Origin of the sequence: Aeromicrobium sp. 636, from assembly GCF_024433585.1 — a bacterium.
In the GTDB taxonomy this organism is placed as follows: Bacteria; Actinomycetota; Actinomycetes; order Propionibacteriales; family Nocardioidaceae; genus Aeromicrobium; species Aeromicrobium senzhongii.
The window spans coordinates 1069283-1086672 of sequence record NZ_WNJU01000001.1 but is presented as its reverse complement, the minus strand read 5'-3'; the positions used below and the strand labels follow the sequence as shown (position 1 = coordinate 1086672).

The window sequence follows — 17390 nt, the reverse complement described above, 5'->3', positions numbered from 1 at the left end:
ATGAGCGATCGTCGCCGCCGCATCGGCGTGATGGGCGGCACGTTCGACCCCATCCACCACGGACACCTCGTCGCCGCCAGCGAGGTGCAGTCGTGGTTCGACCTCGACGAGGTCGTCTTCGTCCCCACGGGCCAGCCCTGGCAGAAGTCCGACCGCGAGGTCTCCCCGCCGGAGGACCGCTATCTGATGACGGTCATCGCCACGGCGGCGAACCCACGGTTCAACGTCAGCCGGGTCGACATCAACCGTGAGGGGCCGACCTTCACGATCGACACCCTGCGCGACCTGTCCGCTGCGTACCCCGACGCCGACCTGTACTTCATCACCGGCGCGGACGCCATGGCGGCGATCCTCACCTGGCGCGACCACCGCGAGCTCTTCGAGCTGGCGCACTTCGTCGGCTGTACGCGACCGGGTCACGAGATGAACGAGTCGACGCTCGAGGGCCTGCCCCGCGAGCGCGTCACCCTCGTCGAGATCCCGGCGCTGGCGATCAGCTCCACCGACTGCCGTGCGCGGGTCCACAGCGGCGAGCCGGTCTGGTACCTCGTGCCCGACGGCGTCGTCCAGTACATCGGCAAGCACGGCCTCTACCAACCTGAAGAACGAACGACGAAGGACGCCTCATGACCGCCACCGATCGCGCGATCGAACTGACTCGTGCCGCAGCACATGCCGCCGCCGACAAGCAGGCGGACGACCTCATCGCCTTCGACGTCTCCGACCAGCTCGCCATCACCGATGTCTTCCTGCTCGCCTCGGCGTCGAACCCGCCGCAGATGAACGCGGTCAAGGACGCCATCGAGAAGAAGCTCCTCGAGCTGGGTGCCAAGACGATCCGCCGCGAGGGCCAGCGCGAGTCGCGCTGGATCCTCATGGACTACGGCGACATCGTCGTGCACATCCAGCACACCGAGGAGCGCGCCTTCTACGCCCTCGAGCGGTTGTGGAACGACTGCCCGGCGATCGACCTGCAGCTCTCGTGAAGCCCGGCAGCACGATGGGTCGCCGCGTCATCTTGTGGCGGCACGGCCGCACCGAGTGGAACGTCGCCGGCCGCGTACAGGGCCAGACCGACATCGCGCTCGACGAGGTCGGCCGCCAGCAGGCCGTCGAGGCCGCGGCGCGGCTGGCGTCGCTGGCGCCCGTCCGCATCGTCAGCTCGGACCTGTCGCGTGCCGCCGACACCGCGGGGGCGCTGAGCGAGCGCACGGGCGTCCCGGTCGAGCTCGACCCGCGACTGCGCGAGCTCGCCTTCGGGGCGCGCGAGGGGCTCACCTGGCGCGAGTCCTGGGAGCGCTTCCCGACCCAGATGCAGGCGTGGGCCGACGGTGACGAGACGCAGATCGAGGGTGCCGAGACGCACGCCCAGGCCGGGGCCCGCCTCGCCGCCGCGCTGCGCGAGTACCTCGACGAGCTTCCGCTGGGCGAGACGCTCGTCGTCGTCGCCCACGGCGCCGTCCTGCGCACGGGCATCCTGGAGTTCCTCGGCATCCCCGAGTCCTCGTGGCGTCAGTTCGGCGGCCTGTCGAACTGCCACTGGTCGGTGCTGGAGGAGGCGCGGTACCAGGACTGGTCGCAGTGGCGCCTGTCCGAATGGAACACCGGATCGCTCCCGGAGCCGGTCATGTCGGACGACGAGACCGAATAGGGGGACCCCGGTTTGGGGGTCTCGAGGGGGAGCAGTTAGTATTGCTGAGGTTGTTAGCGGGGCATTGGCGCAGTTGGTAGCGCGCTTCCATGGCATGGAAGAGGTCAGGAGTTCGAATCTCCTATGCTCCACCGAACAGAGGCCGATCCAGAGAATGGATCGGCCTCTTCTCATGTGCGGGCGTGGGCCAGACTGGGGTCATGGCGCGCTATGTGACGTACTCCCGGACCGGCGGACCCGAGGTCCTCGAGCTGCACGAGGGGCCCGACCCCACGCCCGGTGACGGGAAGGTGGTCGTCGAGATCCGCGCGGCCGGGGTGAACCCGATCGATCTCAAGCTGCGAGCCGGCATCCGGCCGTCACCGCCCTTCACCGAGCCGCGTCGCGTGGGCTTCGACGGCGGTGGTGTCATCGTGGCGGTGGGTGCCGGCGTGGACGGCGTCGGCGTCGGCGACGAGGTCGTCATCCAGAACACCCAGGGCACGTACGCCACGCACGTCGTGGCCGACCCCGGCCACCTCACGGCCAAGCCCGAGGGCGTCGACTTCGAGACGGCGGCCGCGCTGGGCGTCCCCGTCTCGACCGCGTACCAGGCCCTGCGCTCGCTCGAGGTCGAGAACGGCGACCGGTTGCTGCTGCACGGCGGCTCCGGCAGCGTCGGTCAGGCGGTGGTCCAGCTCGCGGTGGCCCGCGGTGCCCACGTCGTGGCGACGGCGGGGGAGCGCAACCACGACCGCCTGCGCGAGCTGGGCGCCACGCCGGTGACCTACGGCGAAGGACTGCTGGAGCGACTGCGTGAGGCGTCCCCGGAGGGCTACACGGTCTCGCTGGACTGTGCGGGCACGCAGGAGGCGCTGGAGACGAGTCTGGAGCTCGTGGACCGCGCCCGGATCGGCACGATCGTGCAGGGCGCCCAGTACCACGAGCTGGGCCTGCAGGCGTGGTCCGGCGGGTCGCCCGAGCCCCTCACGCCGCAGCAGCAGGCCTGGCGCGAGGAGGCCGTCCCCGCGGTCCTGCCGCTCATCGCCTCGGGCGCGTTCCAGGTCGAGATCGGGCGCGTCCTGCCCCTCGACCAGGCCGTCGAGGCGCACCGGCTCAGCGAGGCCGGCGACGTGCGCGGCAAGATCGTGCTCGTGCCCTGAGAGCGCGCGTCATAATGGGCTGATGCCCAAGATCTCCGCGCCGACCGTCGGCGCGCACCGCGAGGCACAACGTGCTGCGCTGGTGCGCGCCGCGACGGAGCTGCTGAGGGAGTCGGGTCTGGCCGGCGTGAGTCCGCGAACCGTCACCGAACGCGCGGGGATGGCGCGGTCGAGCTTCTACGACTACTTCCCATCGAAGGACGACCTGGTCGTCGCCGTGGCGATCGTGGCGTTCGACCGGTGGAACCAGGAGATCGACGCCGCTCTCGCCGATGTCGAACCCGGCCTGCCCCGACTCCGGGCGCTGGTCGACGCGACGATGCGCATGACCGCCGACGGGGAGCACGGCCTGGCCGGGGCCCTGCGCCAGGCCGAGCTGTCGCCCACGCAGTTCGAGAACCTCATGGCCCTGCACGAGGTCCTGATGCGGCCCGTGGCCGCGGTGATGGCCGAGGTCGGGATGCCTGATCGGTTCCTGCCGCTCGTCCAGAGCGCCCTCGGCTCGGGCGTGAGCCTGGTCCAGCGCGGTGGTGACCCCGTGCAGGCCGCGGATGACGTCTTCACCCTCCTCACGGCCGGTGTGCCCCGCGCCTGAGCCCCTTGGCCCGGGGTGGCAGACTGGGATTGTTGCCGACAGGGTGTCGGTAACCTGATACCCGAGGGACACGCATGTTTCTAGCCTTGCGCGAGCTGCGGTTCGCACGCGGCCGCTTCGCCCTGATGGGCACGGTGATCGCGTTGATCTCCGTGCTGGTCGTGTTGCTGTCCGGACTGTCGTCCGGACTGGTCAACGACGGCGTTTCCGGCCTGAAGTCCATGCCTGTCACCGCCTTCGCCTTCGACGAGGGCACGATGAAGGACAACGCCTTCAGCCGCTCGGTCCTCGAGGAGGACCAGCTGCAGCCCTGGCGCGACGCCGAGGGCGTCGAGGCCGCCGAGCCCATGGGCGTGAGCATCGTCAACAGCACGACGAGCGAGGGCCAGCAGGTCGACCTGACGCTCTTCGGCGTCGAGACCGACGGCTTCCTGGCTCCGGAGACCTCACAGGGCGATGGCCTGGGGCCGGTCAACGGCATCGTCGTCTCCGAGACCCTGAAGGACGACGGCGTCGAGATCGGCACCGTCATGACCCTGGACCGGATCGACGTCGAGCTGACGGTCGTCGGCTTCACCGAGGGGCAGGCGACCTTCGGTCACGTCGACGTGGCGTACCTGCCGCTCGCGACGTGGCAGCTGATCGCCTCGAACACCGCGCAGGCGGGTGTGCCCACCGAGGCCACCGTCGCCGCCTCCGACCACAGCCTGTTCAGCGCCGTCGCCGTGCAGGCGAAGGACGACGCAGACGTGGACCTCGCCGCCGCCGACAAGGCCGCCGGCACCACGAGCATGACCCTCACCGAGTCGTTCAACGCCTCGCCGGGCTACGAGGCCGAGACGATGACCCTGAGCATGATCCAGGTCTTCCTCTACGTGATCTGCGCGCTCGTCGTGGGCGCCTTCTTCACGGTGTGGACGATCCAGCGGGCCGGCGACCTGGCCGTGCTGCGCGCCATGGGCGCCTCCAGCCGCTACCTGCTCCGCGACAGCATCGCGCAGGCCACCCTCGTGCTGCTGGTCTTCACCGGCATCGGTGTGGCCGCCGGAGTCGCGTTGGGTGCTGCGATGCCCGCCGCGATGCCGTTCGAACTCGAGGCCGGCCCGATCGCGGTCGCCTCGCTCCTGACCATCGTGCTGGGTTTGCTGGGCGCCGCCGTCTCGGTGCTGCGCATCACCCGGATCGATCCCCTCGCCGCGCTGGGAGGCCGCCGATGAACACCGACACCACACCCGCCCTCGAGATCGTCGACGCGACGCTCGAACTGGGCGACGGCGACACCAAGGTCCGCGCACTGGACCACGTGTCGCTGACGGTCCAGCCCGGCGAGTTCGTCGCCATCGTGGGCCCCTCGGGCTCGGGCAAGTCCTCGCTGCTGGCCGTGGCCGGCGCGCTGTCGAACCCCGACTCCGGCTCCGTCAAGGTCCACGGCACCGATCTGAGCACCCTGTCGAGGGGCGCTGCCGCCAAGTTTCGGCTGGAGAACATCGGCTTCGTCTTCCAGTCCGGCAACCTGCTGCCCTCGCTGACGGCGGCGGACCAGCTGCGACTGGCCGGCCGTCTGGCCGGGAACCGCAAGGTCGACCCGCAGCCGGTCCTCGACTCCGTGGGCATGGCCCATCGTGCGAAGAACCGGCCGGGCAACCTCTCCGGTGGCGAGCGCCAGCGGGTGGGCATCGCCCGGGCCCTGGTGAACGATCCGACCCTGCTGCTGGTCGACGAGCCCACTGCGGCCCTGGATCGGCGCCGCAGTCACGAGGTCGTGCAGCTGCTGGCCGACCGCGCACGGGACGAGAACGTCGCCGTCGTCATGGTCACGCACGACCACGAGATCCTCGAGCACTGCGACCGGGTGCTGGAAATGGTCGACGGACGCCTGGAGGCGCTGGCCGGCTGGGCGCGTGCTGCCCGCACGCTGGACACCGCGTCGCCGCAGTGACCGCGGGGCTCAGGACAGACTGAGCCGCATCAGGACGCGAGGGAAGCCGCTGAGCACCGAGTCGGTGTCAGCGGCTTTCTCGAACCCGGCGCGCTCGAACATCACGCGGGTTCCGACGTACGCCATCGTCAGGTCGACCTTCGCGCCCTGGTTGTCCACCGGGTAGGCCTCGACCGCCGGGGCGCCCTGGGCGCGCGCGTACTCGACCGCCCCGGCGATCAGGCGCCCCGTGATGCCCTGCTTGCGATGGCCAGGCCGCACCCGCACGCACCACAGGCTCCAGACGTCGAGGTCGTCGACGTGGGGGATCTTGCGGCTCGTGGCGAAGGACGTGTCGGCCCGGGGATGGATCGCCGCCCACCCCACGACCTCGTCGCCGTCGTAGGCCAGGACGCCGGGCGGGCCCTGGGCCAGCAGCTCGCGGACGTACTCGCCGCGCGCTTCGCGGCGCAGCTCGCGGTTCAGCGGGCCGGGCACGCGATAGCTGAGGCACCAGCAGGACTCCGCGTCGGGCCGCTTGGGTCCCACCAGCGTGCGGACGTCCTCGAACTCGGTGGCTGGGCGCACGTCGATGGTCATGAGAGGGCTCCTGGGCTCAGGCGGGAACGGGACGATAGATCACGGGTGCGCCGACGACGTACGAGTCGACGAGTCGGATCGGCGGTGCGAGGCTGCGCCGGTCGAGGTGGTCGTGGGACTTCATGTTGTGGTGCTTCCTGCACAGGGACCGCAGGTTGTCGGCCGAGGTGGTGCCACCGCGATCGTAGGCCAACTCGTGGTCGAGGTCGGTGTCGCGGATGTCGGCCTGGCAACCGGCGACCCGGCAGGTGCCGTCGCGCCATCGCAACGCCTCGCGCAACGACTCGCTGGGCTGATAGCCGAGCTTCGTGGCGTCCATGACGTTGCCGAGCGGATCGAGCACGAGCCGGCGGAACAGCGTGTGCTCGCCGGCGGCCAGCTCACGCGCCCAGGCGGCGGGAACGGGCTCGCGGTCGCCACGGGTGAAGGCCGCGCCGGAGGTCAGCCCGATCAGGTCGGTGGAGTCGATCGTGATCGCGATCTCGGCGCGGATGTCGGTGTGGGTGCCCTCGCTGCAGGTCAGCCAGTGCGCGACGAGGTCGGCCTGCTTCTGCTCGCGGGTGCGGCGGTCGCGCTCGCCCGTGTCGGGATCGGTCCGGGGGAGCGCCTTGGCTGCAGCCCGCAGGCGGTTGCCGACCGCGACGGCCACGCCCGTGGGCAGCAGGGCGCTGAGCCACGACGTGCCGTCGTCGTTGTGCGAGATCTCGACGTGGCGCCGCTCGGTGGCTCGGGCGGCCTCGTCCTCGAAGGCCTCGGGCTCGAGCCGGGCCCGCAGCCGCTTCAGCCACGCGCGCAACTCGCCCGGGGTGTGCTCGGCACCGTACGCGGCAGCGTTCTGGTCGACGGCCTCGAGCGCCTCGGGCGTGCGCAGCCTGGCGACCACGTCAGCGATGAGACCGATCCGGCGCGCATCGAGGACTCCGTCGCGGAACGCGTTCCAGACGGTCGGAGCGCGATCACGGACCTCCTCGCCCTGGACGATGATCCGCCAGACCGCGTTCTCAGGGAGCCGGAGCTGCTGGGCGATCTCCAGGGTGACGGCGCGCCGGGCGAGTTCCTTGCTGATCGGGGCATCGTCGGTGGCGTCGATCCGCCGAATCTCGCGTTCGCGGTGGCTGATCACCAGGTTCCACTCGGTGAACTCGGCCTGGGCCCGCCCGCGCCGGACTGCGGCGAAGGCGTCAGCAGGGGTCGAGGTCATGACCTCAGTATAGAACAGGCGTTCGAACAATCGTCGAATTACACTCGGTTTCCCACTAGGTGAGACGGCTCTCCTTTCGCCGTGGGGCCAGCACGATCGCTGCGACGACCGGCAGGGTCAGCAGGCCCGCGACGCCCGTCAGCGTGCCGAAGTTCGACATCGCCACCACGAGCCCGGCCAGCAGTCCGCCTGCCGCGCCGGCGAGGTTCATCGACAGGTCGCTGAAGCCCTGCACGAGCGGCCGCACCGAGGGGTCGACGCTGCGGGTCAGCAGCGCGGCGCCGGCGATGACGGACATCGACCAGCCGATGCCGAGCAGAACCAGGCCGACGGTGATCTGGATGTTGGAGTGGCCCGCGGTGCCGGCGACGACACAGGCCAGGACGAGCACGACCTGGCCTCCCACGATGGTGGGCTCGGCGCCCCACCGGTCGGTGGTCCAGCCGAAGAGGGGCGAGAGGGCGAACATGCCGGCGATGTGCAGGCTGATCGTGAAGCCGATGACCGAGAGCTCGGTGCCGTGGCCGGACATGTGGACCGGCGTCAGGGCCATGACGGACACCATGATCGCGTGGGAGAGTGCCACGGCGGTGATCGCGACGGCGGTGGCGCCTCGGACGTGGGGGAGCGCGGCGGCGATCCGCGGCGGTGCGGGCGCGGAGGCGGCGCGTCGTTCGAGCGGGTCGGGGCGCAACAGCAGCCAGGTCAGGACTCCCGCGACGGCGAAGGCCAACCCCGAGAACACCTGGGGCCCGGCCAGCTCGGGGATGCCCAGCGTGCGCGCCACGACGGCACCGGGGCCGGTGAGGTTGGGACCGGCGACCGATCCGATCGTCGTGGCCCAGACGACGAGCGCGATCGAGCGGCCCACCTCGGCGGGCTCGGCACGGTCGGCCGCGGCAAACCGCGACTGGAGATTGGCGGCGGTGCTGGCGCCGAACAGCAAGAACCCCAGCAACAGCAACGGAAGGAACTCCCACGCGGCGCCGCCGACGACCGCCGTGGCACCGAGCGAACCACCCCACCAGCCCGCGGTGAGTGCCGGGCGGCGGCCACGGTGCACGGCGAAGTTCGACAGCGGAACGGTGAACAGGGCGGCGCCGAGCGTCGTGGCGACGACGGCCATCCCCGCCCAGCCGGCCGACCCGGTGACGTCCTCGATCAGCAAGGCTCCGACCGCGAGTCCCGCACCGTTGCCGATGCCGCCGACGACCTGGACCAGCGCCAGCGTGCCGACGGTCCGACGCTGGGCGGGCCAGCCCATGTCAGGCCCAGATGGTGACGCGCTCGGCCGGATCGAGCCAGAGCTCGTCGTCCGGAGTCACGTCGAACGCCTCGTAGAAGGCCTCGATGTTGCGCACCACCTGGTTGCAGCGGAACTCCGGCGGCGAGTGCGGGTCGACCGTGAGGCGTCGCAGCGTCTCGGCCGGCCGGGACTTGCCCTGCCAGGCGCGCGCCCAGGCCAGGAAGAAGCGCTGGTCAGGGGTGAACCCGTCGATGGACTCGGCCGGCTTGCCCTCCTGGGCGAGCTTGAACGCCAGGTACGCGATGCCGAGCCCGCCGAGGTCGCCGATGTTCTCGCCGATCGTGAGCGCTCCGTTGACCTTCTGCCCGTCGGCGTTAGCGGGGCTCAGATCGTCGTACTGGGCGATGATCTTGGCCGCGAGCGCGTCGAAGGCGGCGCGGTCGTCGTCGGTCCACCAGTTGCTCAGGGCGCCGGTGCCGTCGTACTGCGAGCCCTGGTCGTCGAAGCCGTGGCCGATCTCGTGTCCGATGACCGAGCCGATCGCGCCGTAGTTCACGGCGTCGTCGGCCCGCGCGTCGAAGAACGGCGGCTGCAAGATCGCGGCGGGGAAGACGATCTCGTTCATCGTCGGGTTGTAGTACGCGTTGACCGTCTGCGGCGTCATGTACCACTCGTCGCGGTCGATCGGCTTGCCGATCTTGGCCAGCTCACGGTCCATCGCGACCGACTGGGCGCGGCGGGCGTTGCCCACGAGGTCGCCCGGGTCGGTCTCGAGCGCGGAGTAGTCCTTGAAGCTCTCGGGGTGACCGATCTTCGGCGTGAAGGCGTCGAGCTTGTCCAGGGCGCGCTGCTTGGTCTCGTCGCTCATCCAGGGCAGCTTGCGGATGCTGATCCGGTAGGCCTCGAGCAGGTTCGCGATGAGCTCCTCCATGCGCGACTTGGCCTCGGCGGGGTACTCGGTGCGGACGTAGATCTTGCCGACGGCCTCGCCCATCGAGCCCTCGACGAAGCCGATGCCGCGCTTCCAGCGCGGTCGCAGCTCGTCGGTGCCCTGCAGGGTCTTGCCGTAGAACTCGAAGTTGGCGGCGACGAAGTCGTCGGAGAGGAAGGGTGCGGCGGCGTGCACGAGCTGCCAGCGCAGCCAGTCGAGCCAGGCCGGGAGCAGGTCGTCGGTCAGCAGCGTCTGCACGCCCTCGAGGTAGGAGGGCTGGGAGACGACGGCCTCGGCCAGCACCTCGTGGGCGATGCCGGCCTCGTCGGCCCAGGCGCGCCAGTCGAAGGAGGGGGTGAGCGCGTCGAGCTGGTCGAGCGTCATCAGGTTGTAGGTCTTCTGGGCGTCGCGGCAGGCGACCCGGTCCCAGTGGTGCGAGGCGATCCGCGTCTCGATGTCGAGGGCGCGGTCGGCGCGCTGGTCGGCCTCGTCGAAGCCGGCCAGGCTGAGCATGGTGGCGATGTGCGCGCGGTACGCCTCGCGGATCTCGGCGAACTGGTCCTCGCGGTAGTAGGACTCGTCCGGCAGGCCGATGCCGGCCTGGACGACGTGCGTGACGTACCGATCGGGACGACCCCGGTCGGGGGCGATGTAGAGGCCGGCGATGCTGTTCACGCCGGAGCGCTCGAGCGCCCCGATCGTGCGGACCAGAGCGGGGACCGAGGTGACCGCGTCGATCTTGGCGAGGTCGTCGGCCAGGGGAGCGGCGCCGAGCTGCTCGATGCGCTCGGTGTCCATGAAGCTGGTGAAGAGGTCGCCGATCTTGCGCTCTTCGTCGTCCTGGGGATCGGCGGCGCAGCGCTCGACGATCGTGCGGACCAGTTCCTCGGCCTCGTCGACCAGATCGATGAAGCCACCGGCCGTCGCGCGATCGGGTTTGATGGGCGCCTCGCGCAGCCACGGTCCGTTCACGTAGCGGAACAGGTCGTCCTGGACGCGGATCGAAGGGTCGAAGGTCGAGGGATCGAGGCCGTTGCTCACGCGGTTAGGCTACACAGCGTGGCGAATCGTATCGAGGTGGAAATGACCGTCCTCCGGACGGAGGAACTGGCCCCTCGGATGCGGCGGGTGGTTCTGGGTGGACCGGCGTTCGACGAATACCTCGCCAGCCACCTGCCCGCGACGGACACGTACGTCAAGCTCGTCTTCCCCTCGCAGGACGGCGACGTGCTGCGCACCTACACGGTCAGGTGGGTGGATCCGCAGGCGCGCGAGCTGGCCATCGACTTCGTCACCCACGGCACCGAGGGTCTCGCCGGCCCGTGGGCCGCCGCGGCCCGGCCCGGCGACACGCTGCGCTTCCGCGGCCCCGGGGGCGCCTACCGCCCCGATCCGACGGCCGACCACCACCTGTTCGTCGGCGACGAGTCGGCGCTACCGGCGATCGGCGCGTCCGTGGCGGCGTTGGAGTCCGGCGCTGCGGCCACCGCCTTCATCGAGGTCGACGGACCCGAGCACGAGATCGACCTGCCGACCTCCGGCGACCTGACCCTCGTCTGGCTGCACCGGGACGGGGACGCGCCCGGTTCGACGAGGCTGCTCGACGACGCGGTGCGGGCCTGGCCGTGGCCGCAGGGCCGCGTGCAGGCGTTCGTGCACGGTGAGTCGGCGCTGTTGAAGACGGTGCGGCCGTACCTCATGGACGGCCGTGTCGACCGCAAGGACATCTCCGTCTCGGCCTACTGGCGCTGTGGTGAGACCGAGGAGGGCTTCCGGGCCTGGAAGAAGCAACAGCAGGACGCGGTCATCCGACCGGCCGCACCCCGGTAACCTCGTCGGGTGACCGAAATGCGCAACGTCGCCGTGATCCTCGCTGGTGGGACCGGGACCCGGGTGGGCCTGTCGATTCCCAAGCAGCTGATCAAGATCGCGGGCAAGACGATCCTCGAGCACACGATCGCGGTCTTCCAGGCCGCCGACTCGGTCGACGAGATCATCATCCTCATGACGCCGGGTCACCTGGACCCGGTCAACGCGATCGTGCGTGACGGCAAGTACCCGAAGGTCACGCAGGTGCTCGAGGGCGGCGCGACCCGCAACGAGACCACGAGCCTGGCGCTGAAGGCGCTGGGTGAGGACGAGTGCAACGTCCTGTTCCACGACGCGGTGCGCCCGCTGGTGTCGCAGAAGATCATCGAGGACGTCGTCGAGGCGCTGGGCACCTACGAGGCCGTCGACACGGCGATCCCGTCGGCGGACACGGTCGTGTCGGTCCACCCCGAGCGCGAGGGCGATCTCGACACGATCTCGGACGTGCTGCGCCGCGACCTGTTGCGCCGCGGCCAGACGCCCCAGGCCTTCCGCGCGTCGATCATCCGCGACGCCTACGACAAGGCGTGGCAGGACCCCGACTTCACCGCCACCGACGACTGCACCGTCGTCCTGCGGTACCGGCCCGACGTGCCGATCGCCGTCGTGCAGGGCCACGAGCGGAACATGAAGGTCACCGAGCCGATCGACGTCTACATCGCCGACAAGCTGTTCCAGCTGGCGTCCGCCGAGGAGCCCGAGGCGCTCGACGACGAGCAGTACCGCGCCGCCCTCGAGGGCAAGACGATGGTGGTCTTCGGCGGCTCCTACGGGATCGGCGGCGACATCGCGAAGCTGGCCGAGTCGTACGGCGCGAACGTGCACGCGTTCTCGCGGTCCTCCACGGGCACGCACGTCGACCGCCGCGAGGACGTGGCCGAGGCCGCGCGCGAGGTCGTCGCGAAGGCCGGGAAGGTCGACTTCGTGGTCAACACCGCCGGCGTCCTGCCGATCGGGGACCTGGCCGACACGTCGGAGGAGACGATCTGGTCGGCCACCGAGATCAACTACCTCGCCCCGATCTTCATCGCGCAGGAGTTCCGGCCGCTGCTGGCCGAGACGAACGGCTCGCTGCTGCTGTTCACGTCGTCGTCCTACACGCGCGGCCGCAAGGGCTACTCGCTGTACTCGTCGGCGAAGGCCGCGACGGTCAACCTGACGCAGGCGCTGGCCGACGAGTGGGCCGGCGAGGTGCGCGTCAACTGCGTGAACCCCGAGCGCACCGGCACCCCGATGCGCACGAAGGCGTTCGGTGACGAGCCCGAGGGCACGCTGCTCTCGTCCGAGGAGGTCGCGCGCCGGTCCCTCGACGTGCTCGTCGCCGACATGACCGGACACGTCATCGACATCCGCCGCGAGGCCGGCCCGGCCGCCATCGGCGGGGGTCACTGACCCAGTGGGAAGCTCCGGCCGCTGACGAAGCTGCGGTCGGAGCCGTCCACCGGATCGGTGAACGCGAGCTCGCTCGCGAGGAGCTGGAGCGGCCGTGAGAAGTCGTCGACCGAGACGTCGGTGACCGTCGGGTAGAGCGGATCGCCCACGATCGGGCTGCCGAGCCCGGCCAGGTGCATCCGCAGCTGGTGCGTGCGACCGGTCCGGGGATGCAGCCGGTAGACGGCCAGGTCCTCGAGGCGCGACTCCATCTCGATCAAGGTCTCGGCGTTCACGGGCGCACCGGGCACGACCTCGGCCCGAGGCGCGCCGCGGTCCTTGCGCAGATGGTTGCGCACGACGACCGGTGACTCGAGGGATTCCTGCCACGGCGCGAGGGCGCGGTAGGTCTTGCGGACCTGCCGCTGCTCGAAGAGGGACTGGTAGGGCCCGCGCCAGCGACGCTCGGTGGCCAGCAGCAGGACCCCGGAGGTCACCCGATCGAGCCGGTGCAGGGGAGTGAGCTCGGGCAGGTCGAGCTCGGTGCGCAGCCGCACGACGACGCTCTGCAGGACGTGCCGGCCACGCGGGATCGTCGAGAGGAACGGCGGCTTGTCGACGACGATGATCCGCTCATCGCGGTGCAGGATCCGGATCTGGCCGGGGACCTCGACCTCGTCGCGCAGGTCGCGGTGGAACCACACGAAGGTGTGCGGGGTGTAGGGGTCGTCGGCTCGTACGGGCGTCAGGTCGTCGTAGACGAAGCGCTCGTCGGCGATCATCGCGTGCACGTCGGCGTGGGCCGCGACCTCGTGCTCCAGCCAGGCGGTCATCGTGGGCCACGGCGATCCCTGCGGATCCCGGTCCGGCGTCCGCAGCCACGCCGACTGCAGGCCGTGTCGCGGCGGCAGCGGGGAACGTGGGGGCACTGCCTGATTCTAGGCGTGACACCCCGGCGGTCACCGATTCCCTGAGGACAGCGCCGCCAGCTCGCGGTTTGAACCGACGACGCCTAGGACCAACGGTGGCTGCAGCGCAGTAGTTGTCCCTACCCCTGTGTACCCGGCTGCCTCGCTCCGAATCACCCCGCCCCCGATCGTGGAAGAATCGCAGCATGGTGAGTGACTTCTCCGGCGACCAGTACAACGTCATCGCCCGGTCCCTCAGCGCGGCGCTCGGGGCGACCGCGACGATCGAGGAGGCCACCGCGACGGCGCTGGCGATCGTCACCAACTGCGATCACGCGGGAATCGCGGTCGTGTCGAAGGGTCGCAAGATCGAGACGGTGGCGCCGACGGACAAGACGGTGATCCGCGCCGATCAGCTGCAGTACGACGTCAACGACGGGCCGTGCCTGCAGAGCATTCGTGAGCAGGAGACGGTCTACTCCGACGACCTGCGTGTCGACACGCGGTGGCCCCGGTGGGCTGCTGAGGCGACGACCGAGCTCGGTATCCGCAGCATTCTCTCGCTCCAGCTCTTCGTCGGACCCGACTCGATGGGCTCGTTGAACCTGTACTCCCAGAGCCCTCAGGCGTTCGGGACCGTCGACCGGGTGTCTGCCCTGGCGCTGGCATCGCACATCGCCGTGGCGATGACTGCGGCGAAGGACAAGGACAACTTCGAGTCCGCGCTGACGCACCGCACCGTGATCGGTCAGGCCGAGGGGATGCTGATGCAGGCCCTGCAGATCACGCCCGCCCAGGCGTTCGCCGCGCTCGTGCGGGTGTCCCAGAGCAAGAACATCAAACTGCACGTGGTGGCCAGCGACATCGTCAATCGCGGTATCCGGGCCGAGTTGTTCGACTGAGGAACGCGTGGCGCCCCGGTACGGTGACCGCCATGCCTCAGGTCACAGCGGAAGTGTGGGTCCCGGTCGAGCCCGACGTGGCGTTCGCCGTCTCGCAGACCACGGGTGAGGTCCGGATGCGGTGGGACCCGTTCATCCGCGAGCAGCACCTGATCGACGCCGACGTGCCGGCGAAGGGCGTCCGGACACACACCCGGGCTCGGGTCGGGCCGCGGATGGTGTCGGAGTACGTCTCCTACCGGCCGCCGACGTCCGTGGGCATGACGATGGTGACCGGACCGTGGTTCTTCGCGTCGTTCGGCGGCGGTTGGCGTTTCGTCCCCGCGGAGAAGGACGGTCGCGCCGGCACTCGCGCGGTCTGGAAGTACACGTACTCCGTGCGCCCGTCATGGCTGAGGTTCATCGCCGAGCCGATCGGACAGTGGCTGCTGGGCCGCGAGATCCGGGCGCGAATCGCCGCGTGGGCGCGCGCCTGCGAGGACCCGGTCGTCCTCGACTCGCTCTGAGCGCGTGGATCCTCAGTCGCCGAGGTCTGGACCCTCCACCTCCCACCGCAGGGCCTGTCGGATCGCTCCGGGCCGGGCGTACGCTCCGAGAATGAGTGCCGATGAGCTGTTGCCGCCGTTCCCGGCCGACGCGTTCGAGCGTGTCCTGTGCGTCGTGGCCCACCCGGACGACGTCGAGTACGGCACGTCGGCCGCGGTGGCGCGCTGGACCTCCGACGGCATCGAGGTCGGATACCTCCTGCTGACCCGTGGCGAGGCCGGGATGGACGCCCTGTCGCCGGACGAGGCGGCACCGCTGCGCCGGCGTGAGCAGCTGGCGGCGGCGGAGGTCGTGGGCGTCTCGTCGGTCGAGTTCCTGGAATACCCCGACGGGGTGCTGGAGTACTCGCTGGGAATGCGTCGCGACATCGCCGTGGCCATCCGCCGGTTCCGGCCGGACGCCGTGGTGGTCGGGTCGTGGGAGATGGAGTTCGCCGGGGGCATGCTGAACCACGCCGATCACCGCGTGGCGGGTCTCGCCACGGTCGACTCACTGCGCGATGCAGGGAACCGATGGGTCTTCCCCGAGCTGGTGGCCGAGGGCCTCGAGCCCTGCTCGCCCCGGTGGCTGTTGGTGGCCGGGGACGAGGCGCCCACGCACGGCGTCGACGTGACAGGCGCGCCGCTGGAGCGGGGGATCGCCTCGCTCGAGGCGCACGAGCAGTACCTGGCGGGACTGCCGTGGCATCCGCCGCCGCGTGAGCTGATCCCGCGCTTCACCGCCGAGGAGGGACGACGCATGGGCGTGGAGCATGCCCAGCTCTTCCGTGCTTTCGACTTCCAGGCCCCGATGGGAGCGAGCACCGAATGAGCCCACGCGCACTCGTCGTCGGCGAGGCGCTGGTGGACGTGACCCGCACGCCGGACGGCGCCGTCGCCGAGCACCCCGGCGGCTCACCCTTGAACGTCGCCGTGACCATGGCGCGACAGGGCATCGACACCACGTTGGCCGCCCAGGTGGGCAACGACCACTTCGGTGCGCTCATCCGTGACCACCTCGATCGCAGCGGCGTGACGCTCCTGGACGTCGGGCCATCGGGGTCGACGGCCTCGGCGACCGCCATGATCGACGCGGGCGGGGCGGCCACGTACGAGTTCGACCTCCACTGGGAGCCTGAGCACCTGCCCGATCCGGCCGACTTCGACCTCGTTCACGTCGGCTCGATCGGCGCGTGGATGGAGCCCGGGGCGAACGCGGTCGCCGACCTGGTGCGTCGGGCGCACGCGCAGGGCCAGGCAGTCGGCTTCGATCCCAACATCCGTCCCACGCTGGGCCCGCCGGTCCCGGTGTTGCGCCAGCGCGTCTTCGACCTCGCGGCGAGCAGCCGCTTCGTGAAGCTCAGCGACGAGGACGCGTCGGTCCTCGCGGACGGCTCCGGCGACCCGGAGTCGGTGCTCGGGAGCTTGGCCACTGCGGGCCCCGCGCTCGCCGCGATGACCCGAGGTGGCGAGTCGGTCGTGCTCTGCTCGGGAGATCACGAGGTGGAGGTGCCGGTGCCGGCGGTCTCGGTCGCCGACACCATCGGGGCGGGGGACACCTGGATGGGAACCCTCCTGGCCGAGTTGGTGCGGCAGGGCTGGGTGGACCGCACCGAGTTCAGTGCCGACGAATTGTGTGAGCTGGGGGAGGCGGCTGTCCGGGCCTCCGCCATCACGGTCTCGCGGCCCGGCGCCGACCCGCCGTGGCGCCGCGAGTTGCTCTGAGGCTGAACCGCTGTACACGGATGCCGCGAGCGGATCGTCGGGCGATGTCCCCTTCGGACTGGTCGGTGTGCTGGGGATCAGGCAGCCCGAGCACCCGTACGTCAGCGACGGCCCTTCACGAAGTACGCCAGCGGTCCGACCGGTTGGACGAAGGCCCCGACCGCCCAGGCGAGCTTCGGCCCGCGGACGCGCTCCGCCGGGCGCCGCGAGAGGTCCCACAGGACGGCTGTGGTCATGACCGCCTCGGCCGCTCCGGCCAGCCAGATCGCGCGTCGCTGTCCGGTCGTGAGATCCGACCACTTCGTCTTCGACATGTGCCCGATGCTAATCCGCCCCACTGTTGAGCGTTGGCACATCGTTGAACGTCGGCCTGGGCGCGGTGGTCGTGGCGTGGCACGATGACCGGCACGTCCGTCAGCGGTCGAGAGGAGCGTGTCGTGCGGAAGCACCGGTGGGCCATGGTGGCGATCCTGGTGGTCTCGACGTGCGGGTGCTCTGGTGCCAGCGAGGAGCCCGAGCGCGGTGGGGAGACCCAGTCGGCGGCGCGGACGGTCGCCTATCTGTCCGACGCCGAGCAGGACGCTCTGGTCCGGCAGGTGCAGCCGATCGTTCCCGGGCTCGTCATCGCATCGGACCGGGTCGCCGAGGCCATGCGGTCGACGTGCATCGCCATTCTCGACAAGGTTCCCCATGTCGAGCTCATGGCGGGGAACCACCTCGTGGCGGGTCTGCAGACCGATCTGAACGAGGCTCAGATCGTCGAGCTGATACGCCTGGCCACCGCGCAGGAGTGGTGCCGGCGCTGAC

At 70.4% G+C, this 17390-nt stretch carries 20 protein-coding genes and 1 tRNA gene; 15 read left to right on the top strand and 6 right to left on the bottom strand.

Annotated elements, in window-relative coordinates:
• The 8 genes from nadD (at position 1) to GL325_RS05305 (ending at position 5327) form a co-directional block, all read left to right on the top strand.
• Positions 1-630 (top strand): nicotinate-nucleotide adenylyltransferase, encoded by a 630-nt coding sequence (nadD, locus tag GL325_RS05340; protein WP_154595511.1) that lies wholly within the window; start codon positions 1-3, stop codon positions 628-630.
• Positions 627-986, top strand: a complete 360-nt coding sequence (rsfS, locus tag GL325_RS05335; protein WP_154595510.1) for a ribosome silencing factor — start codon at positions 627-629, stop codon at positions 984-986. Before nadD ends, rsfS begins: the two co-directional genes overlap by 4 nt.
• A complete protein-coding gene (locus tag GL325_RS05330) occupies positions 983-1651 on the top strand; it encodes a histidine phosphatase family protein (RefSeq protein ID WP_255955617.1) in 669 nt (222 codons plus the stop codon). The genes rsfS and GL325_RS05330 overlap by 4 nt, the downstream gene beginning before the upstream one ends.
• A 58-nt stretch (positions 1652-1709) precedes the next feature.
• A tRNA-Ala gene (locus GL325_RS05325) sits at positions 1710-1782 on the top strand.
• A 69-nt stretch (positions 1783-1851) separates the two neighbouring features.
• Positions 1852-2793: an NADP-dependent oxidoreductase gene (locus GL325_RS05320; protein WP_187768825.1), complete on the top strand. Its 942-nt coding sequence runs from the start codon at positions 1852-1854 to the stop codon at positions 2791-2793.
• 22 nt (positions 2794-2815) lie between these two features.
• Positions 2816-3388 carry a TetR/AcrR family transcriptional regulator gene (locus GL325_RS05315; RefSeq protein WP_154595508.1) on the top strand — a complete coding sequence of 191 codons (573 nt, stop codon included), beginning with the start codon at positions 2816-2818 and terminating at the stop codon, positions 3386-3388.
• Between the two features lie 74 nt (positions 3389-3462).
• Entirely contained in the window at positions 3463-4605 is a 1143-nt protein-coding gene (locus GL325_RS05310; protein WP_154595507.1) for an ABC transporter permease, read from the top strand.
• A complete protein-coding gene (locus GL325_RS05305; protein ID WP_187768824.1) occupies positions 4602-5327 on the top strand; it encodes an ABC transporter ATP-binding protein in 726 nt (241 codons plus the stop codon). The genes GL325_RS05310 and GL325_RS05305 overlap by 4 nt, the downstream gene beginning before the upstream one ends.
• Before the next feature lie 9 nt (positions 5328-5336).
• Here the strand turns inward: GL325_RS05305 and GL325_RS05300 are convergent, their stop codons facing one another.
• The 4 genes from GL325_RS05300 to GL325_RS05285 are packed head-to-tail and all read right to left on the bottom strand — an operon-like array spanning position 5337 to position 10325.
• The gene (locus tag GL325_RS05300) at positions 5337-5906 is read right to left on the bottom strand and encodes a GNAT family N-acetyltransferase (RefSeq protein ID WP_154595505.1); all 570 of its coding nucleotides are present in this window, start codon (positions 5904-5906) and stop codon (positions 5337-5339) included.
• 16 nt (positions 5907-5922) lie between these two features.
• Entirely contained in the window at positions 5923-7107 is a 1185-nt protein-coding gene (locus tag GL325_RS05295; RefSeq protein WP_154595504.1) for an HNH endonuclease signature motif containing protein, read from the bottom strand.
• 55 nt (positions 7108-7162) lie between these two features.
• Positions 7163-8371, bottom strand: a complete 1209-nt coding sequence (locus GL325_RS05290; protein ID WP_154595503.1) for an MFS transporter — start codon at positions 8369-8371, stop codon at positions 7163-7165.
• Between the two features lies 1 nt (position 8372).
• Positions 8373-10325, bottom strand: coding sequence for a M13-type metalloendopeptidase (locus GL325_RS05285; RefSeq protein ID WP_187768823.1), 1953 nt, complete (start codon positions 10323-10325; stop codon positions 8373-8375).
• 42 nt (positions 10326-10367) lie between these two features.
• Between GL325_RS05285 and GL325_RS05280 the strand changes: the two genes are divergently transcribed.
• Positions 10368-11114 carry a siderophore-interacting protein gene (locus GL325_RS05280; protein WP_154595502.1) on the top strand — a complete coding sequence of 249 codons (747 nt, stop codon included), beginning with the start codon at positions 10368-10370 and terminating at the stop codon, positions 11112-11114.
• Between the two features lie 18 nt (positions 11115-11132).
• Positions 11133-12545: a bifunctional cytidylyltransferase/SDR family oxidoreductase gene (locus GL325_RS05275; RefSeq protein ID WP_187769033.1), complete on the top strand. Its 1413-nt coding sequence runs from the start codon at positions 11133-11135 to the stop codon at positions 12543-12545.
• Here the strand turns inward: GL325_RS05275 and GL325_RS05270 are convergent.
• Entirely contained in the window at positions 12539-13357 is an 819-nt protein-coding gene (locus GL325_RS05270; protein WP_195849051.1) for a pseudouridine synthase, read from the bottom strand. The two genes, GL325_RS05275 and GL325_RS05270, sit on opposite strands and share 7 nt — an antisense overlap.
• A gap of 281 nt (positions 13358-13638) precedes the next feature.
• On the opposite strand from GL325_RS05270, the gene GL325_RS05265 reads away from it, so the two are divergent.
• The 4 genes from GL325_RS05265 to GL325_RS05250 all read left to right on the top strand — a co-directional run bounded on the left by GL325_RS05265 (position 13639) and on the right by GL325_RS05250 (position 16583).
• Positions 13639-14334 carry a GAF and ANTAR domain-containing protein gene (locus GL325_RS05265; protein WP_187768822.1) on the top strand — a complete coding sequence of 232 codons (696 nt, stop codon included), beginning with the start codon at positions 13639-13641 and terminating at the stop codon, positions 14332-14334.
• Positions 14335-14366: 32 nt separating this feature from the next.
• The gene (locus tag GL325_RS05260; RefSeq protein ID WP_187768821.1) at positions 14367-14840 is read left to right on the top strand and encodes an SRPBCC family protein; all 474 of its coding nucleotides are present in this window, start codon (positions 14367-14369) and stop codon (positions 14838-14840) included.
• Between the two features lie 91 nt (positions 14841-14931).
• A complete protein-coding gene (locus tag GL325_RS05255; RefSeq protein WP_187768820.1) occupies positions 14932-15690 on the top strand; it encodes a PIG-L deacetylase family protein in 759 nt (252 codons plus the stop codon).
• The gene (locus GL325_RS05250; RefSeq protein ID WP_187768819.1) at positions 15687-16583 is read left to right on the top strand and encodes a carbohydrate kinase; all 897 of its coding nucleotides are present in this window, start codon (positions 15687-15689) and stop codon (positions 16581-16583) included. Before GL325_RS05255 ends, GL325_RS05250 begins: the two co-directional genes overlap by 4 nt.
• Positions 16584-16684: 101 nt before the next feature.
• On the opposite strand, the gene GL325_RS05245 is transcribed toward GL325_RS05250, so the two are convergent.
• Complete coding sequence (locus GL325_RS05245; RefSeq protein ID WP_154595497.1) at positions 16685-16897, bottom strand: PLD nuclease N-terminal domain-containing protein; 213 nt, start codon at positions 16895-16897, stop codon at positions 16685-16687.
• An 84-nt stretch (positions 16898-16981) separates the two neighbouring features.
• Here GL325_RS05245 and GL325_RS05240 point away from each other — a divergent pair, with 84 nt between their 5' ends.
• Complete coding sequence (locus GL325_RS05240; protein WP_187768818.1) at positions 16982-17389, top strand: hypothetical protein; 408 nt, start codon at positions 16982-16984, stop codon at positions 17387-17389.
• The last annotated feature ends 1 nt before the right edge of the window (position 17390 follow it).